At 66.8% G+C, this 26,700-nt stretch carries 29 protein-coding genes; 11 read left to right on the forward strand and 18 right to left on the reverse strand.

What is annotated here, in order from left to right; translation table 11 throughout:
• Window positions 1-5: 5 nt before the first annotated feature.
• From CQY20_RS20075 to CQY20_RS20125, 12 genes are all read right to left on the reverse strand, one after another.
• Window positions 6-1,445 carry an HNH endonuclease signature motif containing protein gene (locus CQY20_RS20075; RefSeq protein ID WP_097941842.1) on the reverse strand — a complete coding sequence of 480 codons (1,440 nt, stop codon included), beginning with the start codon at window positions 1,443-1,445 and terminating at the stop codon, window positions 6-8.
• Between the two features lie 56 nt (window positions 1,446-1,501).
• Window positions 1,502-2,359, reverse strand: coding sequence for an SDR family NAD(P)-dependent oxidoreductase (locus CQY20_RS20080; RefSeq protein WP_097941843.1), 858 nt, complete (start codon window positions 2,357-2,359; stop codon window positions 1,502-1,504).
• Complete coding sequence (locus CQY20_RS20085; protein WP_097941844.1) at window positions 2,355-2,789, reverse strand: nuclear transport factor 2 family protein; 435 nt, start codon at window positions 2,787-2,789, stop codon at window positions 2,355-2,357. Before CQY20_RS20085 ends, CQY20_RS20080 begins: the two co-directional genes overlap by 5 nt.
• A 19-nt stretch (window positions 2,790-2,808) precedes the next feature.
• On the reverse strand, window positions 2,809-3,177 hold the full coding sequence (locus tag CQY20_RS20090; RefSeq protein ID WP_234816329.1) for a hypothetical protein: 369 nt from the start codon (window positions 3,175-3,177) through the stop codon (window positions 2,809-2,811).
• The gene (locus CQY20_RS35965) at window positions 3,177-3,299 is read right to left on the reverse strand and encodes a hypothetical protein (protein WP_272938824.1); all 123 of its coding nucleotides are present in this window, start codon (window positions 3,297-3,299) and stop codon (window positions 3,177-3,179) included. Before CQY20_RS35965 ends, CQY20_RS20090 begins: the two co-directional genes overlap by 1 nt.
• Before the next feature lie 25 nt (window positions 3,300-3,324).
• Window positions 3,325-4,452, reverse strand: a complete 1,128-nt coding sequence (locus CQY20_RS20095; RefSeq protein WP_097941845.1) for an NDMA-dependent alcohol dehydrogenase — start codon at window positions 4,450-4,452, stop codon at window positions 3,325-3,327.
• Between the two features lie 92 nt (window positions 4,453-4,544).
• Entirely contained in the window at window positions 4,545-5,090 is a 546-nt protein-coding gene (locus CQY20_RS20100; RefSeq protein ID WP_097941846.1) for a nuclear transport factor 2 family protein, read from the reverse strand.
• A gap of 14 nt (window positions 5,091-5,104) precedes the next feature.
• Window positions 5,105-5,308, reverse strand: a complete 204-nt coding sequence (locus tag CQY20_RS20105) for a ferredoxin Fdx (protein WP_097941847.1) — start codon at window positions 5,306-5,308, stop codon at window positions 5,105-5,107.
• A gap of 11 nt (window positions 5,309-5,319) precedes the next feature.
• Window positions 5,320-6,669 (reverse strand): lanosterol 14-alpha demethylase, encoded by a 1,350-nt coding sequence (locus CQY20_RS20110; RefSeq protein WP_097941848.1) that lies wholly within the window; start codon window positions 6,667-6,669, stop codon window positions 5,320-5,322.
• A complete protein-coding gene (locus tag CQY20_RS20115) occupies window positions 6,666-7,493 on the reverse strand; it encodes an SDR family oxidoreductase (protein WP_097941849.1) in 828 nt (275 codons plus the stop codon). The genes CQY20_RS20110 and CQY20_RS20115 overlap by 4 nt, the downstream gene beginning before the upstream one ends.
• Window positions 7,494-8,717 carry a cytochrome P450 gene (locus CQY20_RS20120; protein ID WP_097941850.1) on the reverse strand — a complete coding sequence of 408 codons (1,224 nt, stop codon included), beginning with the start codon at window positions 8,715-8,717 and terminating at the stop codon, window positions 7,494-7,496.
• Window positions 8,714-9,310: a TetR family transcriptional regulator gene (locus tag CQY20_RS20125; RefSeq protein WP_097941851.1), complete on the reverse strand. Its 597-nt coding sequence runs from the start codon at window positions 9,308-9,310 to the stop codon at window positions 8,714-8,716. The genes CQY20_RS20120 and CQY20_RS20125 overlap by 4 nt, the downstream gene beginning before the upstream one ends.
• Before the next feature lie 128 nt (window positions 9,311-9,438).
• Here CQY20_RS20125 and CQY20_RS20130 point away from each other — a divergent pair, with 128 nt between their 5' ends.
• From CQY20_RS20130 to CQY20_RS20150, 5 genes are read left to right on the forward strand one after another with little or no spacing between them, the layout of a single operon-like run.
• A complete protein-coding gene (locus CQY20_RS20130) occupies window positions 9,439-10,908 on the forward strand; it encodes an aldehyde dehydrogenase (RefSeq protein WP_097941852.1) in 1,470 nt (489 codons plus the stop codon).
• 9 nt (window positions 10,909-10,917) lie between these two features.
• Window positions 10,918-11,679, forward strand: a complete 762-nt coding sequence (locus tag CQY20_RS20135; protein WP_097941853.1) for an SDR family oxidoreductase — start codon at window positions 10,918-10,920, stop codon at window positions 11,677-11,679.
• On the forward strand, window positions 11,676-12,527 hold the full coding sequence (locus CQY20_RS20140; RefSeq protein ID WP_097941854.1) for an NAD(P)-dependent oxidoreductase: 852 nt from the start codon (window positions 11,676-11,678) through the stop codon (window positions 12,525-12,527). Before CQY20_RS20135 ends, CQY20_RS20140 begins: the two co-directional genes overlap by 4 nt.
• A 5-nt stretch (window positions 12,528-12,532) precedes the next feature.
• A complete protein-coding gene (locus CQY20_RS20145; RefSeq protein WP_097941855.1) occupies window positions 12,533-12,985 on the forward strand; it encodes a carboxymuconolactone decarboxylase family protein in 453 nt (150 codons plus the stop codon).
• On the forward strand, window positions 12,975-14,201 hold the full coding sequence (locus tag CQY20_RS20150; protein WP_097941856.1) for a hypothetical protein: 1,227 nt from the start codon (window positions 12,975-12,977) through the stop codon (window positions 14,199-14,201). The genes CQY20_RS20145 and CQY20_RS20150 overlap by 11 nt, the downstream gene beginning before the upstream one ends.
• On the opposite strand, the gene CQY20_RS20155 is transcribed toward CQY20_RS20150, so the two are convergent.
• Both CQY20_RS20155 and CQY20_RS20160 read right to left on the reverse strand, forming a co-directional pair.
• Window positions 14,181-14,846, reverse strand: a complete 666-nt coding sequence (locus CQY20_RS20155) for a TetR/AcrR family transcriptional regulator (protein WP_097941857.1) — start codon at window positions 14,844-14,846, stop codon at window positions 14,181-14,183. The two genes, CQY20_RS20150 and CQY20_RS20155, sit on opposite strands and share 21 nt — an antisense overlap.
• Before the next feature lie 15 nt (window positions 14,847-14,861).
• Entirely contained in the window at window positions 14,862-16,085 is a 1,224-nt protein-coding gene (locus CQY20_RS20160; protein ID WP_163701440.1) for a cytochrome P450, read from the reverse strand.
• Window positions 16,086-16,180: 95 nt separating this feature from the next.
• Here CQY20_RS20160 and purD point away from each other — a divergent pair, with 95 nt between their 5' ends.
• On the forward strand, window positions 16,181-17,458 hold the full coding sequence (gene purD, locus CQY20_RS20165; protein WP_097941859.1) for a phosphoribosylamine--glycine ligase: 1,278 nt from the start codon (window positions 16,181-16,183) through the stop codon (window positions 17,456-17,458).
• Here purD and CQY20_RS20170 read toward each other — a convergent pair.
• Window positions 17,455-18,372 (reverse strand): alpha/beta hydrolase, encoded by a 918-nt coding sequence (locus CQY20_RS20170; protein WP_174814716.1) that lies wholly within the window; start codon window positions 18,370-18,372, stop codon window positions 17,455-17,457. The two genes, purD and CQY20_RS20170, sit on opposite strands and share 4 nt — an antisense overlap.
• A gap of 129 nt (window positions 18,373-18,501) precedes the next feature.
• Here CQY20_RS20170 and CQY20_RS20175 point away from each other — a divergent pair, with 129 nt between their 5' ends.
• Together CQY20_RS20175 and CQY20_RS20180 are read left to right on the forward strand one after the other, a co-directional pair.
• A complete protein-coding gene (locus CQY20_RS20175; RefSeq protein WP_163701207.1) occupies window positions 18,502-19,152 on the forward strand; it encodes a TetR/AcrR family transcriptional regulator in 651 nt (216 codons plus the stop codon).
• Window positions 19,153-19,254: 102 nt separating this feature from the next.
• Window positions 19,255-20,679, forward strand: a complete 1,425-nt coding sequence (locus CQY20_RS20180) for an APC family permease (RefSeq protein WP_097941861.1) — start codon at window positions 19,255-19,257, stop codon at window positions 20,677-20,679.
• Here the strand turns inward: CQY20_RS20180 and CQY20_RS20185 are convergent, their stop codons facing one another.
• Window positions 20,680-21,537 carry a DUF429 domain-containing protein gene (locus tag CQY20_RS20185; RefSeq protein WP_097941862.1) on the reverse strand — a complete coding sequence of 286 codons (858 nt, stop codon included), beginning with the start codon at window positions 21,535-21,537 and terminating at the stop codon, window positions 20,680-20,682.
• Window positions 21,538-21,577: 40 nt separating this feature from the next.
• On the opposite strand from CQY20_RS20185, the gene purB reads away from it, so the two are divergent.
• Genes purB through CQY20_RS20200 form a run of 3 tightly spaced genes read left to right on the forward strand, consistent with a single transcriptional unit; the run spans window position 21,578 to window position 25,091 of the window.
• Entirely contained in the window at window positions 21,578-22,996 is a 1,419-nt protein-coding gene (gene purB / locus CQY20_RS20190; protein ID WP_097941863.1) for an adenylosuccinate lyase, read from the forward strand.
• On the forward strand, window positions 22,993-24,219 hold the full coding sequence (locus CQY20_RS20195) for a cytochrome P450 (protein ID WP_163701204.1): 1,227 nt from the start codon (window positions 22,993-22,995) through the stop codon (window positions 24,217-24,219). Before purB ends, CQY20_RS20195 begins: the two co-directional genes overlap by 4 nt.
• On the forward strand, window positions 24,216-25,091 hold the full coding sequence (locus CQY20_RS20200) for a tellurite resistance/C4-dicarboxylate transporter family protein (protein ID WP_097941865.1): 876 nt from the start codon (window positions 24,216-24,218) through the stop codon (window positions 25,089-25,091). Before CQY20_RS20195 ends, CQY20_RS20200 begins: the two co-directional genes overlap by 4 nt.
• On the opposite strand, the gene CQY20_RS20205 is transcribed toward CQY20_RS20200, so the two are convergent.
• Both CQY20_RS20205 and CQY20_RS20210 read right to left on the reverse strand, forming a co-directional pair.
• A complete protein-coding gene (locus CQY20_RS20205) occupies window positions 25,088-25,948 on the reverse strand; it encodes a PDDEXK-like endonuclease domain-containing protein (RefSeq protein WP_097941866.1) in 861 nt (286 codons plus the stop codon). The genes CQY20_RS20200 and CQY20_RS20205 overlap by 4 nt on opposite strands.
• Window positions 25,949-26,043: 95 nt before the next feature.
• A complete protein-coding gene (locus tag CQY20_RS20210; RefSeq protein ID WP_097941867.1) occupies window positions 26,044-26,664 on the reverse strand; it encodes a hypothetical protein in 621 nt (206 codons plus the stop codon).
• Window positions 26,665-26,700: the final 36 nt, after the last annotated feature.

The following is a 26,700-nucleotide window of genomic DNA, read 5'->3' on the forward strand; positions in this document are numbered from 1 at the left end:
CGCCGCTAGAACGGCGGCGGCTCGTTTTTGATCGACGCCATCGCCAGCGCGCGTTCCCAACGCTGCTGACCGAGTTCGACTTCGCGGTCCTGGCGGTTGAGCCGGCGTTCCGCCGCGATGCGCATCGCCCGGTTCTGAGCCCTGGTGCGACGCCGCTTCGGCATCATCGCCGCGCGGGCGGGGGAACGCACCAGCGCTGACGCGGGCGTGCTGAGCGTGCCGGTGGGCGCGCAGAGGGAGGGGAACCACCACGAGCTCCCCGGAGTGGTGATGGATTTTTCACCGGACGGTGACGTCCACTCCACTGTCCCGTCGGGCAGTTGTCTGTCGCGCCAATTGCCGAAGGTCTTGAGCTGATGATGTTTGACGCAAAGGCATTTCAAATTCGAGGCGTGCGTCGGGCCGCCATCGCGGTGGGGGATCGTATGGTCCAGCTCGCAATGGATGGCCGGCGCGTTGCAGCCGGGATAGCGACACGTCAGATCGCGGGCGCGGACGAAGTCGGCCAACTTTCGCGAGGGGGCATACCCGCATTCGGCCTGGGCATCGCCGGGGTGCACGACGGGGACGAGTTTCGCCGACTTGGCCAGTTCGGTGATGAGATCGGCCGGAAAGAGCTCATCGGGATCGATCGTGCAGCCGGGTTCGTCGCTTGTCCCTTCGACGGTGCCCTGGTTCGCGACGACATGGAGGACGACCGCGCTGGCCGGTTTGTCGCCCGCTGTGCAATCCGGCCTGTCACATTCGCAGGCAAGGCGATCCGCGCCGGCTGCCATCGCGCCGACCGCGTCGGCGCGTCGTTGCGCGACGGTGCGGGGATCGTGTGGGCAGACGGTGGCCGCCAGCGCATCGAGCCGAGCGTTGAACGCGCGGCCGTCCAGAACGCGCAGGAGTCCCCGTATCTCGATGATGTAGTCGCCACAGTCCGAGATTTCGATCCACCGGTCGGCACGCTTCTTCTTCCGCCGACGCACCGCGTCGCGGTCGTGGCGTTCGACGATGCGATCGATGCGCTTCAGCAGCTGATGTCTGTCCAGCGAGGGCCACTTGGCCACGGCACCGGACAGCTCGGCGTCGGCTGCTGCGAGCCGGTCTTCATCGGTGATCAGATCGGTGCGGGTGACGATCGTCTGGAACATCAAGTAGTCGATCTCGCCGGCCAGGAAGGCCTTGCCCACCTCAGGCAGTCGCTTACGCATGGCAATTGCGTCACCCAGCCGATTGGCCGCCAGACCCTGGCTGATCCGCAGTGCGGCAGCGATTTCCGCGGCCACCTGCTCCAGGGTGTCCAGCGCCCAGTCGGCGAGCTCCCCGTTCTCCCGCAGCCGCAGCCGGTACAGGTTGTCTATCGACACCAGCCCCTCGGCCGCCGCACGGTTCTCAGCCCGCACGGACGTGCGGATGCGGTCCAGAAGCGACCGGGCCGCGGCATCGGATTCGAACATGTGTTCGATAGTAATCCGAGGGTCGGACAACCCTCCGACACCGCTTTGACCAGCTCTTATCCTGCGATCAGCGCGTGCAGTTCATCCATCGACCACGGCGCGGCATCGCGATGATCGCGATAGCCGATGACCACCGGATTTGGGCGCTTGAACTCGCCGACGAATCCGCCCGCCGCGATGAAGATCCGGCCGGTGACATCCTTGGCGAGGTCGCTGGCGAGAAAGCCGTAGATCGGCGCTGCGTACTCCGGCGGCGGCGCATCGAGCGCGGCTTGCGTACTGGCGTCGTCGAGCAGGCCCCTGCGGTTCAACTCGGTGATGTGCGACTCGTACCCGGTGCCCGACGACAGCCGCGTCTTGGCGCCAGGGCAGACCACATTCGCGCGCACGCCGTGCTCTTTGCACTCCGCGGCGATGGCCAGCGTCAGTCCGTTGACGCCGCCCTTGCCCGCCGGATAGCCGGTGCCACCGTAGTCGCCGAGGAAGGCGAACGAGCTGGTGTTGATGATCGCGCCGCCGCCCTGCTGCACCATCCTCGGCGCGGCAGCCCGACACGTCTCGAACGTCGTGAGCAGATGGGCGTCGACCAGCTCACGAAACTGGGCGCTGGTGACCGAAAGGATCGACTCACCGGCCAGGCCCGCGGTGCCCGCGCAGTTCACCAGGATGTCGATGCGGCCGAATTCGCTTATGCAGCTGGCGATCAGCGCATCGGCGACCGCAGGGTCGGCCGGTGAGCCCGCGTAAGCGACCGCGCCGGGGATGCGGCGTGCCGCTTCGGTCGCCGCGTCGGCGTCGCGCCCGTTGACGATGACGCCTGCGCCGTGCTGGGCGAGCAGTTCAGCGACCGCGAGCCCGATTCCGCGTGAGCCGCCGACGACGACTGCACCGCGGCCGGACAGGTATGCGCTAATCGCTGACGCCCTCCGTGACGGGCTTCATCATGTCCATGTTCCAGTACCCGCGCAGGTTGGTCAGAAGGCCTGCGTCGTTGACCTTGTAGGTGAAGATCCCGCGCACGGCGCTCGCCGAGCCGTTGTCGAACGTGAAGCGCAGGTTCAAGATGTGCGCGATCTCGTCGGGGGAACTCGACGGGAACGTCTCCTCGCATGTGATCTTGATGGTGGCCAGCCCAATGCTGTTGTCCCAGAAGCTCGATACCGCGTCCTTGCCGCGCACGCCGGTACCGTCGGGATTGGTGTAGGCCGGGCCGATGGGATCTTCGATGACGACGTCGTCGGCCATCAGGGCCAGCCAGCCCTCCTTGTCCTTGGCGTGAACGCAGCGCCACGACGCCTGCGATGCGGCCAGCGCCGGGGTCTGCTCGACGGTTTCCTGCGACATGGATTCTCTTCCTCTCGGGTCAAATGGTGCACGCGACGCGTGCCCCGTCTTCGGTCGCGTTGCGAATGAGGCCCGCGCCAGTGCAGTCACCCGCTGCGACCACGTCGGCGTTCGGCATTGCGGCGACGAGCTTCTCGTACAGTTCTGTGTTGTACATCGGCCGACCGCCCGCAATGCGCTCGTAGCCGAAGATCCGCAAGGTGATGGGCAGCGCGTCGCCGATCTCGGTGCGGATCGCCGCCATCGCCTCCAGTACCACCCGGATCCGGCCGCGCACGGTGCCGCCGCGGTACTCGTCGATGCGGCGGTTACGTTGCGGGGCAAGGACAGAGCCGAGGAACATGTAGCCGGCCTCGGCTGACGGCCGGCCGGTGAGACACGAACCCATCACCGACGGGCCGATCGAGGCGACGCGTACATCGTCTCCATCGGCGACATGACGAGACGATTGCGCAACGACATCGCGCCGATCCGGCCCGGCGCCAACAGGTTGGCGAACTGACCGCGCACGCGAGGAGGCCTGCGGTAGCCGGGGCTACCGGTCGTCGTCGGTGTAGCGGATCACACCGCGAATGTTCCTGCCCTCCAGCATGTCCTGGTAGCCCTCGTTGATCTGCTCCAGCTTGTACTGGCGGGTGACCATGTCGTCGAGGTTGAGCTTGCCCGCCTTGTACATCGACAGCAGCTGCGGGATGTCGTAGTGCGGGTTGCCGCCGCCGAAGATGGTGCCCTGCAGGTTCTTCTGCATCAGCGTCAGCATCGCGAGGTTCAAGGTGACCTGGGTGTCGAGCAGGCTGCCGATCGCGGTGGCAACGCAGGTGCCGCCCTTGGCGGTGATGTTCATGTAGTTGTCGATGTCGCTGCCGTGCAGCTCGCCGACGGTGATGATCACCTTGTGCGCCATCAGGCCCATCGTCACCTCGGCGATGCCTGCCATCGCCGTCTCGATGTCCGGGTAGACGTGGGTGGCGCCGAACTTCAACGCCTGATCGCGCTTCCACTCGACCGGTTCGATCACGAAGACGTAGCGCGCGCCCGCGTTGACCGCGCCCTGCAGCGCCGACATGCCGACACCGCCGACGCCGACGATCGCGACGTCCTGTCCGGGGCGGATGTCAGCGGTGCGGGTGGCCGAGCCGTAACCGGTGGTGACGCCGCAGCCGACCAGGCAGGCCACCTCGAACGGGATGGACGGGTCGATCTTCACCACCGAACTCTTGTGCACCACCATGTACGGCGAGAAGGTGCCCAACAGCGTCATCGGGAAGACGTTCTGGCCCTTCGCCTTGATCCGGAAGGTGCCATCGGACACGGCCGCGCCGTTGAGCAGGCCGGCGCCGAGGTCGCACAGGTTGCGCATACCCGCCTGACAGGACGGGCAGCGGCCGCAGGACGGGATGAAGGACAGCACCACGTGATCGCCGGGGGCGAGGTCCTCCACGCCGGGCCCGACCTCGGTGACCACGCCCGCACCCTCGTGCCCGCCGAGCACAGGGAAGCCGCCCATCGGGATGCCGCCGGTCACCAGGTGGTGGTCGGAGTGGCACATTCCCGACGCTTCCATCTGGATCTTGACTTCATCCTTGACGGGGTCGCCGATCTCGATTTCCTCGACCGACCACGGCTGGTTGAACTCCCAGATAAGGGCGCCTTTTGTCTTCATTCAACGTGCCTTCCGTTAGAACTCGGTGACCACAGACTAGAGGCATTAGTTAGGTGGGTCACAGCCACCCCCAATCAACTGCTTGGCCGGGTCTACCAGAGGGGGACCGGCGCCTGGCCCAGCGGGTAGTAGCCGGGCAGCTTCTCGCCGGCCAGGGAGCGCTCGATGCGCTTCTGCATGCCGGGGCTCAGGTCGCCGGACTCGATGAGCTTGCCGAACATGTGCGAGACGTGCCCGAAGTCGAAGAAGTCCCGCTGCCACTCGATCTTCAGATTCTGATCGAGCCGAAACCAGCTGCCCCCGATGCCGTAGATCTCGTCGCGGCTGCCGTCGCTCTTGTTGACGATCTGCTTCCAGAAGCCGACGATCTCGCCCTGCCTGTCGTCGACGAGCACCTTCTGGTACTCGTAGTTCCAGTTCTCTAGGCCTTCCATCTCCAGACCCAGTGCGACGTCGCGGATCTCGTCGCGCCCGATGCACATGACGTCTTCCTTGGGGCCGATGTTCCAGCCGTAGGTGGCGTCCTCGGTGTAGAAGTCCGCCAACGGCTTCCAGTCACCCTTCTGCTCGCAGACGCGGTTGGCCTCCAGCCATTGCTCGACCCATCGGTCGAGATCCTCGCGGGATAGTGACGGCATCGGCGTGCCCCTTTCTAGTCCTCTTCTTTGATGGACAGTGCTTGAGTGGGGCAGGCCCACACGGCTTGTTCGACTTCGGACCTGTCCTCTTCCGGCGCAACGTTTTTGAGGATCTCCACCTGGCCGCGCTTGGGCACTTTGAAGTAGTTCGGCGCCTCCAGCTCGCACATGGCGTGGCCCTGGCACAGGTCCATGTCGACTTCGATCCGGATACTCACGATCGCGGCTCCTACTTGCGTTTGCGGTAACGGGCCTTGGCCGGCCGTTGCAGCTGAACCACCATCTTGGAGTGGTCGTTGCGGTAGGTTTCGGGCGGCTGCGCCATCTCGAACTCGTACTCCCGCAACAGAACCGAGAAGATGGCCTTGATCTGCATCTGCGCGAAGGCGGCGCCGACGCAGCGGTGCCGACCCGCGCCGAACGGGATCCACGTCCACCGGTTCACGATGTCGGCCTGCTCGGGCTTGTTGTAGCGATCCGGCCTGAAGGCGTCGGGGTCGGGGAAGTCCTCCGGGATCCGATTCGAGATCGCGGGGGATGCGGCGACGTAGTCGCCCTTGTGGATCGGGAAGCCGGCCACCTCGAATTCCCCTTGCGCCACCCGCATCAGGATGATCAGCGGGGGATGCAGCCGCAGCGTCTCCTTCACCACGTTGTCCAGCTTCGGGATCTGGCGCAGCGCGTGGAAGCTGACCTCCTGACCGTCGGCGTAGAGCTCGTCGAGTTCGGCCTGCACCTCGGCATAGATCTTCGGGTGCCGAATCAGCTCGATCAGCGTCCACGCCGATGTGCCCGAACTGGTGTGGTGTCCGGCGAACATCAGCGAGATGAACATGCCGGTGATCTCGTCGGCCGAAAACCGCGGGTTGCCGTCCTCGTCGGGAATCGAGACGAGCACGTCGAGCATGTCGCGATCGGCCTTGTCCTTCGGCGGGTTGGCCAGCCGCTGATTCATGATCTCCTGGACCAGCGCAACGAGTTTCACGCGTGCCTCATCGCGCCTGCGGAAACTCTCGATCGGCAGATACGGGTCTACGTAACACAGCGGATCCGTGCCGCGCTCGAGGTCGTGGTAGTACTCGGCGAACCGGTGGTCGAGCTGGTTGCGAAACTTCAGCCCGATCAGGCAGGCCGTGGAGGTGTATATGGTCAGCTCGGCGAAGAAGTCGAGCAGGTCGATCTCGCCCTCGTCGCCCCAGTCGGCGATCATCTTGCGGACTTCGCCCTCGATGGTGTTGGCATGGCCCTTCATGTGCTCGCCGCGCAGTGCGGAGTTGTGCAGCATCTCCTTGCGCCGCTCAGGGCTGGCGTCGAACACCACGCCCTTGCCGAAGATCGGCGTCATGAACGGGTAGGCCTCGGCCTGGTCGAGATCCTCGTCGGCGGAACGGAAGAAGAACTCGTTGGCTTTCGCACCCGACAGCAGGATGACGTGCTTGTCGACCAGCTGGAACCAGCCGACGTCGCCGCACTCGTCGCGGACGCGTTGCATCAACCCGATGGGGTCGGTGCGGAACTCCTCGAGGTGACCGTGCTCCTCTTCGCCACCCGATACGCGCGGAACGATGGCTGTGGTCATTGCTGCAAGTTCTCCTCGTTCAGCTTCAGCTGTCGGCGTTCCTTGGGCGCCGACGTCAGCGGCGCCTCCGGTTGGAGCTCCATGTTGGCGATGAAGCCGCCGCGCGGCGTCTCCGCGACGAACGCGATCGCGCGCGCGAGATCCGATGCCCGCAGGAAGTAGTCGTGGCGGGCTTGCCCCCATTTCGCCCAATCCTGCAGTGCCGGACCGATTTTCTCCGCGGGCAGGCTCCACCCCATGCCGGTCTTCGTCGGGCCGGGATGCACGATCGATGCGCGCACGCCGGTGCCTTCGAGCTCCATCTGCAGGTTGGTGACCATCGCGACCAGGCCGGCCTTGGCCGCGCCGTAGGCGCCCATGTGCGGACGCTGCCGCAGCGCCACGTCGGAGCCGACGAAGATGAGGTCGCCGCGCTGGCGTTCCAGCATGCCCGGCAGCACGGCGGTCGCCAGCCTGTTGGCGCCGACCAGATGGATCTGCAACTGCGAGTTGAACTCCTCGGAGGTGATCTCGTCGAGCTTGCCGAAATACGTGTCGCCCGCCCCGGCCACCAGCACCTCGATCTCGCCGAGCGCTTGAACCGAGTGCGTGACAAACGATGTCACCGAGTCGGGGTCGGTGACATCGAGGTAGAAGCCGACCGCCTCGCCACCGTCGGCCTGGATCTTGCCGACGATCTCCTCGAGTCGCTCGACGCGGCGCGCGCCGAGCGCGACCGGGAACCCCCGCGCGGCGAGCTCGATGGCGGTGGCCTCTCCGATTCCCGAGGATGCGCCCGCGACGATGACGGGTCTGCGTTCGGGAAGGGGATCGAAGCGCGGCATTTACGCGACCTCCAGGGTCATCGGTAGGTGGGCGAACCCGCGGACATTGCTGGAGTGGACGCGGACGGAATTGGCCTCGTCGACCTCATACCCGCGGATTCGCTTGAAGAGTTCGGCCAGCGCCACCCGCGCCTCCATCCGCGCCAGATGGGCGCCGAGGCAGAAGTGCGCGCCGCTGCCGAAACTCAAGAGATTGGAGCCGATGTCGCGGCCGATGAGGTAGCGGTCGGGCTCGTCGAACACCCGCTCGTCGCGGTGGGCCGAACCCGGCAGCAGCAGCAACACGTCGCCCTCGGGAACGGTGGTGTCATACAGCGTCAGCTCCCCGGCCACCGTGCGCGCCAGGATCTGGCTGGAGGTGTCGTAGCGCAGGGTCTCCTCGACCCACAGCGGCACCTTCGACAGGTCCTGGTAGACCCCGGCCAGCTGATCGGGGTTCTTGTAACCCCAAAAGGCGGCATTGGCAAGCAATTTCGTGGTGGTCTCGTTGCCGGCGATCACCATCAGGAACATGAAGCCGAGCACTTCGTCGTCGGTGAGCCGGTCGCCGTCGATCTCGGCTTCCAGCAGGGCCGAGGTGAGGTCCTCGGTGGGCTTCTTGCGCCGCTCGGCCACCATCTGCTGGTAGTAGATGATCAGGTTGAGCGACGCCTCGATCGCGGACTGGGGCACGTCGGTGACGCCGTCCTCGCGGTGCATCACGCCGTCGGCCATGGCACGGATCTGGTCGCGGTCGGGTTCCGGCACGCCCATCAGCTCGGAGATGACGTCCATCGGCAGCTTACCCGCGAAATCGGCTACGTAGTCGACGGTTTCGCCACCGGCCTTCTCCAGCATCGCGTCGAGATGCTTGATGGCCAGCTCGGTCACCCGCGGTTCCAGCTCGCGGATCCGGCGCGGCGTGAACCCCTTCGACACCAACGTGCGCAGCCGAAGGTGCGCCGGGTCGTCCATGGCGAGGAACGACATGGTCTTACTGGCGTGCGGGCCGCGCGACACCGGGTCGAGCGAAACGCCGTCACGGTTCGACAATGACGTGCTGTTGCGGAAGCCCTCGCGTACGTCCTGGTGCCGCGACAGCGCCCAGAAGCCGAGTTGTTCATTGTGGTACAGCGGCGCCTCGTCGCGCAGCCGCTTGTAGTACGGGTACGGATCCTCGTGGAAGTCATAGTCATACGGGTCGAGGACCACGTCGCTGGTCCGCAACGTCACCGGGTCTGTCATTGCGCCTCTCCGAGGACCAGACCGACCACATACGTGAGGCGGTCGGCGATTTCGCGGTAGCTGACATAGCCGCTGCCCGCATGCACCAGCGCGCCGAAGTACATCATCTCCAGCGCCGACACCCTGCGTGGGTCGGCATCCGGGCCCATCGCCGAGCGGATGCGGCGGTGGATCTCGGCGCCGATGCGGTTGCGGACGGCGTGCACCGCGGGGTCGTTGCTGCTGAGCAAAGCCGTCGTGCACGCGGCGGCGACTTCGGGTTCGTCGGCGACCACCAGCGTCATCGCCCGCAGCGCCTTCACGACGCGGGTGGACGTAGGGTCGTTCACGTCGGTGTAGTAGGGCACCTGGCGCATCAGGTCGAGGTAGACCTCGGCGATCAGATGGTTCTTCGACGAGAAATAGGTATAGGCGGTCGCCGGAGCCACCTTCGCGCGGGCCGCGACGGCACGCACGGTCAGGTCGGCGTACGACGACTCGCGCAGCATTTCCACGCCGGCGGCGAGGACCTTGCGGAAGGTCTCCTCCTGCCGACGGTTGCGGGGTGGTTCGCCGCTGGGGCCGGAAACCGTGGCCACGGCATCGCTGGACACATGTCCAAGTTATCGGACAGCGGCGGCCACAAGCAAGGTCTGCAGGCTTCCTTGCTTCTCTCGCTGGACTGCGACTATCGTCGGAACGACATCGTCGGACAGTTGTCCAGAATCAATCGGGAGACGGTATGGGTCTGCTGGCGGATCGCCAGAGTCAATTGCTCATCGACGGGAAACTCGTGGCCGGCGGCGCTGGGACGTTTCCGACGATCAACCCCGCCACCGAGGAGGTGCTCGGCACGGCGGCCGACGCCGATGCCGACGACATGGGCCGGGCGATCGAGGCGGCCAGGCGCGCATTCGACGAGACCGACTGGTCGACCAACACCGAGTTCCGGGTGCGGTGCATCCGGCAGCTGCGGGACGTGTTGTCGCGGCACGTCGAGGAACTGCGCGAGATCACCGTCGCCGAAGTCGGCGCGCCGGTGATGCTGACGTCGGCCGCGCAGTTGGAGGGCCCGATCGCCGACCTGAGCTTCTGCGCCGACACCGCGGAGTCCTATCAGTGGCGCACCGACGCCGGCGTCGCAATGCCGATGGGCATCAAGACGCATCGGACCATCGCCAGGGAGGCCATCGGCGTCGTCGCCGCGATCACGCCGTGGAACTTCCCGCACCAGATCAACCTCGCCAAGCTCGGGCCCGCGCTGGCGGCCGGCAACACAGTCGTCCTCAAACCCGCGCCCGACACCCCGTGGTGCGCCGCTGCCGTCGGACAACTCATCGCCGAGGAGACCGACATCCCGCCGGGCGTGGTCAACATCGTCACCTCGAGCGACCACAATGTCGGCGCGCTGCTGTCGAAAGACCCACGCGTGGACATGATTTCGTTCACCGGATCCACCGCGACCGGCCGCGCCGTGATGGCCGACGGGTCGACAACGCTGAAGAAGGTGTTCCTCGAACTCGGCGGTAAGTCGGCATTCCTGGTCCTCGACGACGCCGACCTGGCCGGTGCCTGCTCGGTGTCGGCGTTCACCGCGTCGATGCACGCGGGGCAGGGCTGCGCGATCACCACCCGCTTGGTGGTGCCCCGCGCCCGCTACGACGAGGCCGTCGAGGCGGCGGCCGTCACCATGGGTTCGCTCAAACCGGGCGACCCGACGGACCCCGGCACCGTCTGCGGCCCGCTGATTTCGGCCCGTCAGCGCGACCGCGTGCAGGGCTATCTGGATTCCGCCGCCGCCGACGGCGGCAAATTCGCTTGCGGTGGAGGGCGTCCCGCCGATCGCGACACCGGATTCTTCATCGAACCGACGGTGATCGCCGGCCTCGACAACAGCGCCAAGGTGGCCCGCGAGGAGATCTTCGGGCCGGTGCTGACGGTCATCGCACACGACGGCGACGACGATGCCATCCGCATCGCCAACGATTCACCCTACGGACTTTCGGGCACGGTGTTCAGCGCCGACCCCGATCGGGCCGCGCGAGCGGCCGCGCGGTTGCGCGTCGGCACCGTCAACGTCAATGGCGGCGTGTGGTATTCGGCCGACATGCCGTTCGGCGGTTACAAGCAGTCCGGTATCGGCCGGGAGATGGGGCTGGCCGGTTTCGAGGAGTACCTCGAGATCAAAGCCATTGCCACGGCGGTCAACTAAGGAGCACGAGTGGGCTTGTACGGGGATCAGTTCAAGGACAAGGTGGCCATCGTCACCGGTGCAGGCGGCGGCATCGGCCAGGCCTACGCCGAGGCGCTCGCCCGCGAGGGAGCGGCCGTCGTCGTCGCCGACATCAACACCGAGGGCGCGCAGAAGGTCGCCGACGGCATCAAGGGCGAGGGCGGCAACGCGCTGGCGGTGCGGGTTGACGTGTCCGACCCGGAGTCGGCCAAAGAGATGGCCGCGCAAACGCTCTCGGAGTTCGGCGGCATCGACTACCTGGTCAACAACGCCGCCATCTTCGGCGGCATGAAGCTGGACTTCCTCATCACCGTCGACTGGGACTACTACAAGAAGTTCATGAGCGTGAACCTCGACGGCGCGCTGGTGTGCACGCGGGCGGTGTACAAGAAGATGGCCAAGCGCGGCGGCGGCGCGATCGTCAACCAGTCCTCCACGGCGGCGTGGCTGTACTCAAACTTCTACGGGCTGGCCAAGGCAGGCGTCAACAGCCTCACCCAGCAGTTGGCCACCGAACTCGGCGGCCAGAACATCCGCGTCAACGCGATCGCGCCCGGCCCTATCGACACCGAGGCGAACCGCTCGACGACGCCGAAGGAGATGGTGGACGACATCGTCAAGCGGATTCCGTTGTCGCGCATGGGTGAACCCGAGGATGTGGTCGGCATGTGTTTGTTCCTGCTGTCGGATCAGGCCAAGTGGATCACCGGCCAGATCTTCAATGTCGACGGCGGCCAGATCATCCGATGAGCGATCACGTCAAGCTGGGATACATCGGGCTCGGTAATCAGGGGGCGCCGATGGCCAAGCGGCTGGTCTCCTGGCCCGGCGGGTTGATCGTGTTCGACGTGCGCGCCGAAGCGATGGCGCCGCTGGTCGAACTGGGCGCCACCGCAGCAGACGACGTCGCCGGGGTCGCCGCGGCCGATGTCATCAGCGTCACCGTGCTCAACGACGAACAAGTGCGCGAGGTGATCGGCCGGCTCGCCGAGCACGCCAAGCCGGGCACTGTGATCGCGATCCACTCGACGATCGAGCCCGACACTGCGCCTGAGTTGGCGGATCAGCTGCGCCCCAAGGGCATTCACATCGTCGACGCCCCTGTCAGCGGCGGCGCCGGGGCGGCCGACAAGGGTGAGCTGGCCGTGATGGTCGGTGCCGACGACGAGGCCTACGCCGCGGTCAAACCCGTCTTCAAACAGTGGGCGTCGCTGGTGGTGCGGGCGGGCGGGCCCGGCGCGGGTACCCGGATGAAGCTGGCCCGCAACATGCTGACGTTCATCGGGTTCGCCGCCGCCTGCGAGGCGCAGGTGCTGGCCGAAGCGGCCGGCATCGACCTGCAGAAGCTCGGCCAAGTGGTGCGGCACAGCGACGCGCAGAGCGGGGGACCCGGCGCAATCATGTACCGCGACGACACAAAACCGCTGCCGCCCGACCACTTTCTGCACGACCCGTTCGTGCATACCCGCGGGCTCGGGGAGAAGGATTTGAACCTGGCACTTTCGCTCGGCAAGAGGACCGGCGTCGAGCTACCGCTGGCCGAGGTCGCGTTGAAGAACCTGGCCGCCGGCCTTGGCGTACCGCACACGGAGGAGTGAGTCAGATGGACGAGTTGCGCCGTAAGGGCCTCGAGAAGATGAACGAAGTCTACGGCTGGGAGATGCCGAACATCGAGGGCGATCCGTACTTCGACCTCACCGTCGACCACCTCTTCGGGACGATCTGGACCCGCCCCGGCCTGTCGATGCGCGACAAGCGGATCATGACGCTCACCGCGGTGACCGCGGTGGGGAGCTCCGAACTCGCCGAGATCCAGGCCAACGCGGCGCTGGCCAACGGCGAGCTGACCGAGGACGAACTCAAGGAGATGGCGGTGTTTTTGACCCACTACCTCGGGTTCCCGCTCGGATCGAAGCTGGACGGTGCGGTCAGCAAGGTGATCAAGAACCGCAGGAAGGGCGCAGGCAAGGACACGGCCGCAGAACGGCGAGCCAACGTCAACGCCGCGGTGAAGATGCACTCCGGTGGGACGGTGCACGAGGAACATGACAAGTAGGTACGCCTCGCTGACGCGGGAGCAGCTGGCGGCGTTGGTGCCCGAGCTGCTGTTGATCGGTCAGTTGATCGACCGATCCGGCATGGCTTGGTGCATCAGCAATTTCGGCCGCGCCGAGATGCTGCAGATCGCGATCGAGGAGTGGATGGGCGCCAGCCCGATCTACACCAAGCGGATGCAGAAGGCATTGCGCTACGAGGGCGACGACGTCATCACCATCTTCAAGGGCCTCCAGCTCGACATCGGAGCGCCCCCGCAGTTCATGGATTTCCGCTATACGGTGCACGACCGCTGGCACGGCGAGTTTCACCTCGACCACTGCGGCGCCCTGCTCGACGTCGAACCGATGGGCGAGGAGTACGTCCGCGGAATGTGCCACGACATCGAGGATCCCACCTTCGACGCCACCGCGGTGGCCACCAACCGCAAGGCGCAGATCCGGCCGATCCACCGCCCGCCGCGCACACCCGCCGACCGGCACCCGCACTGCGCGTGGACCGTGGTGATCGACGAATCGCACCAGGAGGTCGACGACCATCCGGTGCTCGACGTCGTGCGCCGAACCCGCGCCGCCCGAACCGAACTCGATCCGATCGACCCCGACGACGAAGGGGGGTGCGACTACTCCGGCGAGCTGATGTCGGACCTCGACTTCGCCGCGTTCTCGCGCTCGGCGTTGGTGCGCATCGCCGACGAGGTGTGCCTGCAGATGCACCTGCTGAACCTGTCCTTCGTCATCGCCGTCGGCAAGCGCGCGGGCACCAACACCGAACTGGCCACCGAGATCTGCACCAAGCAGCTCACCGGTGTCGCAGGCATCGCTGCTGAGCGGATCCACCGCGCGCTCAAGCTGCCCGGCGGCATCGAGGGTGCCGTCCGCATGTTGCAGCTGCACCCGATGTTCAACCCGCAGACGTACGTGTCGGCCGAATTCGGGCCCGACACAGTGCATGTGCACAAGTCGCCCGCGCACGAGGACGGTGCGTGGGTGTCGTTGGTGGGCCCCCGCGAGAAGCGGCCGCTGCAGGCCGCCGTCGCGGCGATCGACCCGCACTTCGATGTGGAGATCACCGGCACCGACACCGACTGGACGGCCCGCATCGTCGAAAACGACACGGCAGCAAAGGAACTCTCCGAGGTCTCCGTGGTGCGCGTCAGCGGTGGCTCGACGTTTGTGTTCGAGCCGAGGAAGTCGCTACCGCTGACGGTTGTTTGATTGTCGGCTCGGCCGACGGTTGTTTATTGTCGGCTCGGCCGACGGTTGTTTGATTGGGCGTATCGCCGCCCCCACCCACCTTCGCAGATAGGCCCGCAGTTCCTCGCCGCGGCGCGGCGGACGCCCGGGATCGATGACGAACGACTGGATGACGCGCAGCAGGTGCTCGGCGAGTTCGTCGAGATCGGCGTCGCTGTAACCGAATGCGGCCCAGTCGACGTCGAACCGGCGCACCATTGAGTGCGCGAAATCGAGTGCGACGTCACCGGTCACCGACTCGGTATGCGGGTTGGGCCGACCGGGCTCGATCAACAGGCCGAGACGTTTGTCCTTCGGCAGCCATTCGAGCGCGGTCGCGACACCTTCGGCGACTGCCTCTGCCGGGTCGGTGATGCCCTGCAGGTGGGCGGCCAATCGGTCCAGGAAGCCGCTGACGCTGTGCACGGCGGCGGCCACCAGGAGGGCGTCGGTGCTGGGGAAGTACCGGTAGACCGTCTGGCGGGTCACGCCGAGGGTTCGGGCGACGTCGGCGATGGAGAAGTCGGCGCCGCGGGCGTCGATCGTCTTGCCCGCCGCGTCGAGTATCCGCGCGATGGCTTCTTCGTCGCTGGCAGGCGCTGCGCCCGACCAGCCGTGGGTACGCACGCCGGAATACTACTGCTAGCCCCGGTAGGAGACGGCGAGCTCCTTGACACCGTTGATCCAGCCCGAGCGAAGCCGCTGAGGCTCACCGAGTTTGGCGATGTTCGGGATCTGGTCGGCGATCTCGTTGAAGATCAGCTTGATTTCCATGCGGGCCAGGTTGGCGCCGATGCAGTAGTGCGCGCCGTTGCCGCCGAAGCCCAGGTGCGGATTGGGATCGCGGAGGATGTTGAACCGGAACGGCTCGTCGAACACCGCTTCGTCGTAGTTGGCCGAGCTGTAGAACAGGCCTACGCGCTGGCCCTCGCGGACGGTGACCCCGCCCAACTCGGTGTCGGCCAGCGCGGTGCGCTGGAAGCAGTGCACCGGCGTGGCCCAGCGCACGATCTCGTCGGCGGTGGTTTCAGGGCGCTCGCGCTTGAACAACTCCCACTGGTCGGGATTGTCGAAGAACGCGTTCATGCCGTGGGTCATCGCGTTACGGGTGGTCTCGTTGCCCGCGACCGCGAGCAGGATGACGAAGAACGCGAACTCGACGTCGTCGAGCGACTCTCCGTCGATGTCGGCCTCGATCAACCGGGTGACGATGTCGTCGGCCGGGCAGCGGCGACGTTCCTCGGCCATCGAATAGGCGTAGCCCATCAGCTCGGCGTTGGCCGCGGTGTAGTCGGTCGCGTAGTCGGGGTCATCGGTGTTCATGATCGAGTTCGTCCAGTGGAACAGCTTCTCCCGATCGGCCTCAGGAACCCCGATGAGGTCGGCGATCGCCAACAGCGGCAGTCGCATCGCGATGTCGTCGACGAAGTTGCCGCTCTCCTTTTCCTTTGCGGCGGCGACGATCTCGCGGGCAGCGGTGGCGAGCTTCTCCTCGAGCGTGGCGACGGCCCGCGGGGTGAACAGCCGCGACACCAACTTGCGCAGCCGGGTGTGCTCCGGCGCGTCGTGGTTGATCAGCAGCGCCTTGGTCAGCTCCAGCTGATCGGGCGTGGTGCCCTCGGGCATCCGCATCACGACGCCCTTGCGGTTGGTCGACCACAGGTCACCGTCGCGGGAGATCGCCTTGATGTCCTCGTGGCGGCTGACCACCCAGTACCCACCGTCACCGAAGATCGACTCCGGCTGCTCGTTCCACCAGACCGGCGCCGTCTTGCGCAGCAGCGCGAACTCCCGCACGGGGATGCCCTCGAGCAGAACGTCGGGGTCGGTGAAGTCAAATCCTTGGCCGAAGGGACAGGCCTGCATTCCGGTCTGCGTCGTCGCCATGCATTGACCATACACTCTGCTGTCAAGTGTATGGCCTTAAGGTTTCGCAGTCGCAGGCACTAGGGTTGGCAACCGTGCGCGTTCTCGTGATCGGAGCTGGAGCCCGTGAACATGCCCTGCTGCTGGCGCTGCGCAACGACCCCGAGGTGAAGGAGCTGGCGATCGCGCCGGGCAACGCCGGTACCGCCGCGATCGCCGACCAGTACGACGTCGACATCACCTCGGGCGACGCCGTCGCCGCGCTGGCCCGAAAGATTGAGGCCGACCTGGTGGTGATCGGCCCCGAAGTCCCGCTGGTCGTCGGCGTCGCCGACGCCGTGCGGGCCGTCGGCATCGCCTGCTTCGGGCCGACGAAGGAAGCCGCGCGCGTCGAGGGCTCCAAATCGTTTGCCAAGGACGTGATGGCGGCGGCGGGCGTGCGGACCGCCACGAGTGAGATCATCGACAACCCGGGGCGCCTCGACGCCGCGCTGGACCGGTTCGGACCCGACGCGGGCAATGCGGCGTGGGTGGTCAAGGACGACGGCCTGGCCGCCGGGAAGGGCGTCGTCGTGACGGCCGACCGGGACGCGGCGCGGGCACACGCGGCAAGCCTGCTCGACGCCGGCCATCCGGTGCTGCTGGAGTCGTTCCTCGACGGGCCCGAGGTATCGCTGTTCTGCGTGGTCGACGGCGAGACGGTGGTGCCGCTGCTGGCCGCCCAGGACTTCAAAAGGGTCGGCGACGGCGACACCGGGCCCAACACCGGCGGCATGGGCGCCTACGCGCCGCTGCCGTGGCTGCCGGACGACGTCGTGCGCCAGATCGTCGGCGAGATCGTCAAACCCGTTGCCGCGGAACTGGTTAAACGTGGCAGCCCGTTCTCCGGTCTGCTCTACGCCGGGCTGGCCATCACCTCACAAGGACCGGCGGTAGTCGAATTCAATTGCCGCTTCGGTGATCCCGAGACGCAGTCGGTGCTGGCGCTGCTGGATTCACCGCTCGGTCAACTGCTGTATGCCGCCGCCACCGGGCACCTCGCCGAGCATCCGCCGCTGCGCTGGCGCGACGGCGCAGCGGTAACGGTGGTGCTGGCCGCCGAGAACTACCCCGGCAGGCCACGCGTCGGCGACGTGATCGCCGGCGCGGACACCGAGGGTGTGTTGCACGCGGGCACCGCGCGCCGAGACGACGGAGCCGTCGTCTCCTCCGGCGGGCGGGTGCTGTCAGTGGTGGGTACCGGGCCAGACCTGGCGGCCGCGCGTGAGGACGCCTACCGCCGCATCAGCGCTATCAAGTTGCCCGGCAGCCACTTTCGCAGCGACATCGCGCTGGCGGCTGCCGAGGGCCGGATCAGCCTGCCGACCGGCTAGGCCGTCAACAGCGGCGCGATCCACTCCAGTTCGGCGGGCAGTTGCGAGCTCCAGAAGCCGCCGTCGTGTCCGCCGGGGGAGAAACCGCCCGCGGGCGGATTCGGCAGCTGCGCGATGAATTGCTTGGTGGCGGAATAGAAAGGATCGCTGTTGCCGCAGTCGATCCGGATCGGTATCTCGCCGAGTGTGGGCAAACCCCACACGCTGTTGGCTTCATAATCCTCGGCGCTGTCGAACGCGCCGGGTGCCGCGGCGCCTGGTGACGTCCACAACGCCGGGCTGACTGCGCAGATTGCGGCGGTGCGCGCCGGGCCGAGGCGAGCGCCGAGCAGCAAAGCGCCGTAGCCGCCCATCGACCAGCCGAGAAACGCCACCCGCGAAGTGTCGAGGCCTTGCGAGTCGAGCATCGGGATGAGTTCGTCGAGCACCATCGCGCCGGAGTCCTCGCCGGAAGCGCGCTTGTGCCAGTATCCTCCGCCGCCGTCGACGGCGACCACCGCGAACGGCGGCAACCCCGCATCGACCGCCTGCGCCAGGCCTTGCTCGACGCCGCCCGCCATCACCTGGGCCGCGTCGGCGCCCTTGCCGTGTAGCGCGATGACCGGCCGCAGCGCTTCAGTCTGTCCCGGTGGCCGTGCGATTGCCCAATTGGTTTCTCTGCCACCGCGAGCGGCCGAGGTGAACGAGCCGTTGACATACGTCGGTGCCGCGGTCGGGGCAGGCTCCAGTGGAGCAGGTGGTGCCAGTGGTGCCAGCGGGGTTCCTGCGCCGGTCATTTCGACCGGCGGATCCGCGACCGACGGGCCCGTGTCGCGCAGAGTGCCCAGTGCGAACGCACCGACGGCACCCGCGGCCGCACTGGCACCGAAGCGCAACATCGCTCGGCGGGACAGCTCACGCATGCGCGCCATCATGCCATCGGCTCGCAAACCCAGATCGACCGCGGTTGAGCATTGCATCCAAATCGGTTGGCGTCACCAACTTCCTGAGTAATGGCTTAGCTTTGTCCGAAAGACACATGTCAACGTCGCGCGGCTGGCAGAGTGCTATGCGTGACGGCAGCTGTGACTCCGAAGGGAGTACGTAGGCAGTACGCGCTGGTGAGCGCGGCTGCCGAGTTGCTGTGCGAAGGCGGCTTCGACGCCGTGCGCCATCGCGCCGTGGCACGACGGGCCGGCCTTCCGTTGGCGGCGACGACGTATTACTTCTCTTCGCTCGACGACCTGATCGTGAAGGCCGTTGAACACGTCGGTGCGCTCGAAGCGCAACAGTTGCGCGAGCGCGTCGCGAGCCTTTCGCGAAGGCGCAGGGGTGCCGAGGCCACCGTCGACGTGCTTGTCGATCTGCTCGTCGGCGACGACCCGGACACCCAAGTCAGCGAACAACTGATATCGCGCTACGAGCGCTACATCGCCTGCGCACGGCAACCGGCACTGCGCGAGGTGCAGCGGCGAATCCTGCAGCAACGAACCGACGCCGTCGTCAAGGTCGTCGAACGCTGCGGCCGTTCGGTGCGCGCCGAACTCGTGCCCGCGTTGGTGTGCGCGGTCGACGGCGCGGTGGTGGCCGCCCTCATCGACGACGGCGACGGTCCCCGAAGCGCCGCACGCGCGACGTTGATCGACGTCATCGACGTGCTGGCGCCCCTGTTGACGCCGATTCCCACGCCGGTGCTCACAGCCGCCTCGGGCTGAGGGGCCGCGCGTCGGCCGTGTCTTTGCGCCAATCCGGGTGCGAGACTCGTAGCACTGCTCGATGATGGAGTTGTCGCAGCCGACGGAGGGCCGGGAGGGGACATGGCGCAGGGGGACACCGTCGAATCTCAGCCGGAACTCCGGCGGGTCATGGGTCCGGGACTGCTGCTGTTGTTCGTCGTCGGCGATATCCTCGGCACCGGTGTCTACGCGCTTACCGGCGATGTCGCCGCCGAAGTCGGTGGGGCGGCATGGGTTCCGTTCCTCGTGGCATTCTTGATCGCCACCGTCACCGCATTCAGTTATCTGGAGCTGGTCACCAAATACCCGCAGGCCGCCGGTGCTGCGCTCTACGCGCACAAGGCTTTTGGCATTCAGTTCGTAACCTTCCTCGTCGCGTTCGTGGTGATGTGCTCCGGGATCACGTCGGCATCGACGGCGTCGCGCTTCTTCGGCGCGAACTTTGTCGAGGGATTCGGGTTGGACTGGGGCAAAACCGGAGTCGCCGCCATCGCGTTGTTGTTCATGGCGTTACTCGCCGCGGTCAACCTGCGGGGTGTCGGCGAAAGCGTCAAGCTCAACGTGGTCCTGACGATCATCGAAGCCACCGGCTTGATGCTGGTGCTGTTCGTCGGGTTGTGGGCGTTCACCCGGGGCGGTGACGTCGACTTCAGCCGGGTGGTGGCATTCGACACCGAATCCGACAAGAACGCCTTCATGGCGGTGACGGCTGCCACGTCCCTGGCGTTCTTCGCGATGGTCGGTTTCGAAGACTCCGTCAATATGGCCGAGGAGACCAAGGATCCGGTCAGGACGTTCCCGAAGGTCCTGTTGTCCGGCCTGACGATCGCCGGGTTCGTCTACATGCTGGTGGCGATCGTCGCTGTCGCACTGGTTCCGGTGGGCACCCTCGCAGAGAGCGAGACCCCGCTGGTCGAGGTGGTCAAGGCGGGCGCGCCCGGGTTGCCGATCGAGGAGATCTTCCCGTTCATCTCGATGTTCGCGGTATCCAACACCGCGCTGATCAACATGCTGATGGCCAGCCGGTTGATCTACGGCATGTCGCGTCAGCATGTGCTGCCGCCCGTGTTCGGGCGCGTGCACCCGCGTCGTCTGACGCCGTGGGTGGCCATCGCGTTCACCACGGCGATCGCGTTCGGGCTGATCCTCTATGTCAGCGTGTTCGCCAGCAGCGACGCGATTTCCATCCTCGGCGGCACCACGTCACTGTTGTTGCTCGCGGTGTTCGCGGTGGTCAATGTTGCGGTGCTGGTGCTGCGGCGCGACGTCAAGGCGGCAGGCGGGAACTTCACGACGCCGACGGCCCTGCCGATCATCGGGTTTTTCGTGTCGCTGTATCTGGTGACGCCGCTGTCCGGCCGGCCGGGTCAGCAGTACCTGTTGGCCGGGGTGCTGATCGTCGTCGGCATCGTGCTGTTCCTGATCACGATGGCGATCAATCGTCGGCTCGGCATCCGCGACGCGGGCATCACCGACCCGACGAAGCTCGCGGAGACGCCGGACTAGCTATAGACGGTAGAGGCGTTCGCGGATCGTCTTGGCCTCGTACTGCGCCTGCGCCAGCAGTTCCTCCAGATGTGAAAGCCGTTCGTGCAGTTCGTCATTGGGCGGGGGCACCACGCGTCGGCGCGGTGCCGCCGTGCGGTCGGGTGGCAGGCTCGGCGTGACGATGTAGCCGGTGTCGACGTCGCCGTAGATCGTGGTGTCGTCGGGCCGCTGGTAGGAGAACAACGCGATGTAGGCGCACAGCACCGCGTCGACGGGATCCTCGTCGCGGTCGAGCTGCACCGGCCGGGTGGCCGCCTCGACGCGCCTGCGCAGCTCCACCCAGCCCACGCTGCGGTTGGCCCGCAGCCGCGGTGTGGCGTCGTCGAGGCCTTCGATCAGCGTCATCAACTTCAGCAGGTCGCGTTGGCGATCGCCGAACGGACCACGTTTGTATTTGAGCGTCTTGTCCAGCCCGAACAGCACGATGGTCGCGGGGTGCGGGTAGACCTCGATCGCGCGCCGGGCCGCCGTCGAGGTGGGGTCAAGCTCCAGGTCCAGGGCGGCGGCCAGGCGGGCGGCGCGCGGGTCCCTCAACTCGGGCTTCTCCGCGAACGCCGGCCGCGCGCCCGCATCGAATTTCTGGAAGTCCCTGTTGAACGCCGTCTCCGCGGGCCTGTGCCCCGTCGCGTTGTTGACGATCAGCGGCGCATCGAACGCGACGAGGCAGTCACCCCGCGTGAACGGGGCTACCGTCGCGAGGATCTCGGTGTCGTCCTGGGCAGCGCCCACGTGGAGCAGTCGGCCGTCGGTGTCGATCGCCGCGATTCCGGTCTGGTTCTTCTCGCCCCAGGCGAGATCGAGCCCTACGAAGTGCATAGGGCCAAGCCTGCCCTACCGGAACGTAAGCTGTGTATTCGTGGCGATACCGAACGTACTGGCCAGCAGGTATGCCAGCGACGAGATGGTGGCGATCTGGTCGCCGGAGGCCAAGGTGATCGGCGAGCGCCGGCTGTGGCTGGCTGTTTTGCGGGCGCAGGCGGAGCTGGGCGTCGACGTGCCTGCCGGGGTCATCGAGGACTACGAGCGGGTGATCGAGGACGTTGACCTCGACTCGATCGCCCAGCGGGAGCGCAAGCTGCGCCACGACGTGAAGGCGCGCATCGAGGAGTTCAACGCGCTGGCCGGCCACGAGCACGTGCACAAGGGCATGACCAGCCGCGACCTCACGGAAAACGTTGAGCAGCTGCAGATTCGGCGTTCGCTGGAGTTGGTGTTCTCGCACGGCATCGCGGTGGTCGCACGGCTGGCCGAGCGGGCGATCAGCTACCGCGACCTGGTGATGGCAGGCCGCAGCCACAACGTCGCCGCGCAGGCCACCACGCTGGGCAAGCGGTTCGCGTCGGCCGCTGAGGAGATGCTGATCGCGCTGACCCGGCTGCGTCAGCTGATCGACCGCTATCCGCTGCGCGGCATCAAGGGGCCGATGGGCACCGCGCAGGACATGCTGGACCTGTTGGGCGGCGACCCGGCGCGGTTGGCCGAGCTGGAGCGCCGCGTAGCGGAGTTTCTGGGCTTCACGGAGATCCTGACCAGCGTCGGGCAGGTGTATCCGCGTTCGCTCGACCATGACGTGCTTTCGGCGCTGGTGCAGGTCGGGGCGGGCCCGTCGTCGCTGGCGCAGACCATCCGGTTGATGGCGGGCCACGAGTTGGTGACCGAGGGGTTCGCGCCGGGACAGGTCGGCTCGTCGGCGATGCCGCACAAGATGAACACGCGCTCGTGTGAACGGGTCAACGGCCTGCAGGTTGTGCTGCGCGGATACCAGTCGATGATCTCCGAACTTGCTGGCTCGCAATGGAATGAGGGCGACGTGTTCTGCTCGGTGGTGCGCAGGGTGGCGCTGCCCGACGCGTTCTTCGCCATCGACGGGCAGATCGAGACGTTCCTGACGGTGCTCGACGAGTTCGGCGCCTATCCCGCGGTGATCCAGCGTGAGCTCGACCGCTATCTGCCGTTCCTGGCGACGACCCGGATCCTGATCGCGGCGGTGCGTGCGGGCATGGGCCGCGAGGCCGCGCACGAGGTCATCAAGGAGAACGCCGTCGCGGTCGCGCTGGCGATGCGCGAGCAGGGCGCCGAACCGGACCTGCTCGACCGGCTGGCCGCCGACCGGCGGCTGCCGCTGGACCGGCCCGCCTTGGAGGCGGCGTTGGCCGACAAGCAGGCGTTTGTCGGGGCCGCGGGCAGCCAGATCGACACCGTCGTCGCCGCCGTCGATGAACTGGTGAGCCGCTATCCCGAGGCGGCCAAGTACACCTCAGGTGCGATTCTGTGACCATGGCGGGCACGCTGGCCGGGATCGACTTCACCGATCTGGACAACTTCGCCAACGGCTTTCCGCACGACCTGTTCGAGGTGCACCGTCGCGAGGCCCCGGTGTACTGGCATGAGCCGACCGAGCACACGCCCGACGGCGAGGGCTTCTGGTCGGTGGCCACGCACGCGGAAACGCTTGAGGTGCTGCGAGATCCGGCGACGTACTCGTCGGTGACCGGGGGTTCGCGGCCGTACGGCGGCACGCTGCTGCAGGATCTGGCGATCGCGGGCCAGGTGCTCAACATGATGGACGACCCGCGGCACTCGCAGATCCGGCGGCTGGTCAGTTCCGGGTTGACGCCGCGAATGATCCGCCGCGTCGAGGACGACCTGCGGGCGCGGGCGCGGCGGCTGCTCGACGGGATTTCGCCGGGCTCGCCGGTGGACTTCGTCGTGTCGGTCGCTGCGGAGCTGCCGATGCAGATGATCTGCATTCTGCTGGGAGTGCCTGAGTCCGAACGGCATTGGCTGTTCGAGGCGATCGAGCCGCAGTTCGACTTCGGTGGCTCGCGCAAGGCGTCGGTGAGGCAGCTGACCGCCGAGGAAGCCGGCTCGCGGATGTACGCCTACGGGCAGTCGCTGATCGCGGCCAAACGCGCCTCGCCGACCGACGACATGCTGTCGGTGGTGGCGAACGCCTCATCTGCGGAACTGTCGGATCTGGAGCTCTACCTGTTCTTCAGCCTGCTGTTCAGCGCGGGCGCGGAGACCACCCACAACGCCGTGGCGGGCGGGCTGTTGGCGCTCGCGTCGCATCCTTCTCAGCTGGCGAAGCTGCGCTCGGATTTGTCGCTGCTGCCGACCGCGATCGAGGAGATCGTGCGCTGGACGTCGCCGTCGCCGTCGAAGCGGCGCACCGCGACCCGCGACGTCGAGCTGGGCGGCTGCGCGATCAAGGCGGGGCAGAAGGTGCAGATCTGGGAGGGCTCGGCCAACCGCGATCCCGCGGCATTCACCGATCCGGACCGGTTCGACATTACGCGAAAGCCGAACCCACACATGGGTTTCGGGCAGGGTGTGCACTATTGCCTCGGGGCCAACCTCGCGCGGCTCGAGCTGCGGGTGCTGTTCGAAGAGCTGCTTGGCAGGTTCTCGGCGGTCCGCGTCGTCGAGCCGGTGGAGTGGACGCGCAGCAACAGGCACACCGGAATCCGGCACCTCGTCGTCGAAACGGACGCGTGAAGCCGGACGCGTTCGCGGCGGTGATGGCGACCGGCATCGTGTCGATCGCGGCGGCCGATCACGGCTATCGTTTGGTCAGTTCGGTGCTGGCGTGTGTGGCGGCAATCCTGTTGGCGCTGTTGGTGGTTTGGGCGCTTGCGCGGTTGCGGCCCTCTTTCGAGGACGTGAATGTGCCGTTGCAGCTGTTCACGTTCGTCGCGGCGTGCGCCGTCGTGGCCACGCGGCTGGAGTTCTCGTCGACCACGCACACGCTGCTGGGGATCGCGGCCGCGCTCGCGTGGCTGAGCCTGGTGCCGCTGACGGTGCGGCTGATGTGGCGGCACCGCTGGGCCGGGCTGCGCGACCGTGCCCGCGGCGCTTGGGAATTGGCGAGCGTGGCGACGTCGGGGCTGGCGATCGTCGCCGCCGATGCCGGGCATCCCTGGCCTGCCGTTGCGCTGCTCGCGCTGGCGATCTGTCAGTACTGCGCGATGACGGGGCTGGTGCTGTGGCGGGCGCTGCATTCGCGCTCGGCGCCCGAGCTTCGGCAGCCCGACGTCTGGATTCTGATGGGCGGCGCGGCGATCGCGACGCTGGCAGGCGATCACATCGACAAGGCAGGCCTCGGGGCGATCAAGCCGGTGACGGTCGTGACGTGGGTCGTCGCCAGCGCGTGGATCCCGCTGTTGGCGGCGTGGAGTGTGCGGCTGCGCAGCGGCAACTGGTGGGCGGCGGTATTCCCGCTGGGCATGTACTCGTCGGCGACGTTTGCGACTTCGGTCGAAATGGGCTGGCCCGCGCTGGCGGTGATATCGGCGGTGTTCTGCTGGATCGCCTTGGCCGCCTGGCTCCTTGCGATTTCGGCGCGCTTACGTGCGCTGAGCGCCGTTTAGCGCGCCGAAATCGCGCGTTTGATCTCGGCGATGACCCGGTCGGGGTACTCGGTGAGGTCCAGCCAGGTGAAGCGCAGCACCTGCCAACCCATGAGCATCAGGGCGTTTTGGCGCTTGCGGTCGATCTGGAATTCCTCAGGCCCACTGTGATAGGCGAAGCCGTCGGCCTCGAGAGCGATCTTCGCGTCGGGAAAGCCGACGTCGACGCGGTAGCCGCCCACCCGATGGTTGGCCTTCCAACCTGTGATGCGTGCCGATTTCAAAATTGCGATCAACAGTCGCTCGGCTACAGAGCGGGCGCCGTCGTCGGCGGCCTGTAGCAGGATGCGGGCGGCTGGCGAGCCGTAACGACCCTTGTTGCGAAGGTGCGCGTTCCACAGCGAGCGTAGATCGACGCGCTGCTGCAACGCCGAATCCATGATCTTGGCGCCGCCGCGCTGGCGGACCGACGCCTCGACAATGGTCAATGGTAGTGCTGTGACGCGCAGGCCATTTCGCTGCACAATGTCGGCTTGTTGAAGGTCTCTTCGCCGAACCCGGCACCCGGGATGGCATCTGCCATGACTGTTTCGTGGGACTGTCACCTCGACGAGGTCGGGTGCGTACTTGGTCAACCCATGCCACCATGCGGCGGCCAGCCCGCTCGCGGCCGCTTGGCTTCCATAGCCCCATACCGAACTGCGAATGCGCGCGGCATCGTCGAACGGCCGGTCGTCGACGAAGTACACCCCTTTCGCGCACCGTCGCCAATGGCCGGATTGAACGCGGCGCTTGACGGCGTCGCTGCTGAGGCCGATGCAGCGGGCTTGTTCCAGCGTGATGACGCCGTCATGTCTGCGCAGTAGATCGTCGAGCACATCAGGGTTTGACGCGAGAGGACCCGCGACGGTTCCTCCTTGTGCGATTTCGGCGCGCTAACGTGCGCTGAGCGCCGTTTAGCGCGCCGAAATCGCTAGGTACGGCGCCGGGCGATGCCTGCGGCGCGTAATTCCAATGCGGCCAGGCCGCTGATCGCCGTGTCGTCCTGGCGACGCCAGGCCCCTACGGGGTCGGCATTGACGGCGACGAGCTTCGCCAGCGGCCGGTTCGCCAGCGCCCGCAGCGCCAGCAACTGCTCGCCTGCCGGCGTCGCCGCCAGCGTCAGCGCCACCCACTTGCGCCGGAAGAACCGCAACCGCAGCACCAGCCACGGCATCGCGATCGCCAGGATCGGCGGCGCGGCCACCGCGAGCGCCAACAGCCACGCCAGCCAACTCGCCGTCGTGTTCAACTGCTCACCGGCGCCCGCGATATCGCGGGCGAAGCCACCGGCGGCCGTCAGCGGCGCGCTCAGGGCGTCGCCGACCAGCGGCACCTTGTCGGCATTCTCGCCCGCGGAATCGAGATTGCCCGCGATCCCGGTGGCGCCGTTCTGCACGTCGGCGCCGAACTCGGCGATGGTCGCGACTGCGGCATGCACCGCCATGCCGACCACGACCCAGATCGCTATCCAGACCGCGATGACGATGTCGGCGATCAGCTGACCGAACAGCCGCGCGGGCGTTGTGGCGTAGGGCACATACCTCGAAGTCATGCCGTCGATCCCAGCACACATCGACCGTTAGGCTGG

The organism is Mycolicibacterium agri, from assembly GCF_002553505.1.
GTDB classification, from domain to species: Bacteria; Actinomycetota; Actinomycetes; order Mycobacteriales; family Mycobacteriaceae; genus Mycobacterium; species Mycobacterium agri.

Coding starts and splice junctions, on each gene's coding strand:
- CQY20_RS20075 (WP_097941842.1), bottom strand. CDS start 1,445: ATGTTCGAATCCGATGCCGCGGCCCGGTCGCTTCTGGACCGCATCCGC.
- CQY20_RS20085 (WP_097941844.1), bottom strand. CDS start 2,789: ATGTCGCAGGAAACCGTCGAGCAGACCCCGGCGCTGGCCGCATCGCAG.
- CQY20_RS20090 (WP_234816329.1), bottom strand. CDS start 3,177: ATGGGTTCGTGTCTCACCGGCCGGCCGTCAGCCGAGGCCGGCTACATG.
- CQY20_RS20095 (WP_097941845.1), bottom strand. CDS start 4,452: ATGAAGACAAAAGGCGCCCTTATCTGGGAGTTCAACCAGCCGTGGTCG.
- CQY20_RS20100 (WP_097941846.1), bottom strand. CDS start 5,090: ATGCCGTCACTATCCCGCGAGGATCTCGACCGATGGGTCGAGCAATGG.
- CQY20_RS20110 (WP_097941848.1), bottom strand. CDS start 6,669: ATGACCACAGCCATCGTTCCGCGCGTATCGGGTGGCGAAGAGGAGCAC.
- CQY20_RS20115 (WP_097941849.1), bottom strand. CDS start 7,493: ATGCCGCGCTTCGATCCCCTTCCCGAACGCAGACCCGTCATCGTCGCG.
- CQY20_RS20120 (WP_097941850.1), bottom strand. CDS start 8,717: ATGACAGACCCGGTGACGTTGCGGACCAGCGACGTGGTCCTCGACCCG.
- CQY20_RS20130 (WP_097941852.1), top strand. CDS start 9,439: ATGGGTCTGCTGGCGGATCGCCAGAGTCAATTGCTCATCGACGGGAAA.
- CQY20_RS20140 (WP_097941854.1), top strand. CDS start 11,676: ATGAGCGATCACGTCAAGCTGGGATACATCGGGCTCGGTAATCAGGGG.
- CQY20_RS20145 (WP_097941855.1), top strand. CDS start 12,533: ATGGACGAGTTGCGCCGTAAGGGCCTCGAGAAGATGAACGAAGTCTAC.
- CQY20_RS20150 (WP_097941856.1), top strand. CDS start 12,975: ATGACAAGTAGGTACGCCTCGCTGACGCGGGAGCAGCTGGCGGCGTTG.
- CQY20_RS20160 (WP_163701440.1), bottom strand. CDS start 16,085: ATGCAGGCCTGTCCCTTCGGCCAAGGATTTGACTTCACCGACCCCGAC.
- CQY20_RS20170 (WP_174814716.1), bottom strand. CDS start 18,372: ATGATGGCGCGCATGCGTGAGCTGTCCCGCCGAGCGATGTTGCGCTTC.
- CQY20_RS20180 (WP_097941861.1), top strand. CDS start 19,255: ATGGCGCAGGGGGACACCGTCGAATCTCAGCCGGAACTCCGGCGGGTC.
- CQY20_RS20185 (WP_097941862.1), bottom strand. CDS start 21,537: ATGCACTTCGTAGGGCTCGATCTCGCCTGGGGCGAGAAGAACCAGACC.
- CQY20_RS20210 (WP_097941867.1), bottom strand. CDS start 26,664: ATGACTTCGAGGTATGTGCCCTACGCCACAACGCCCGCGCGGCTGTTC.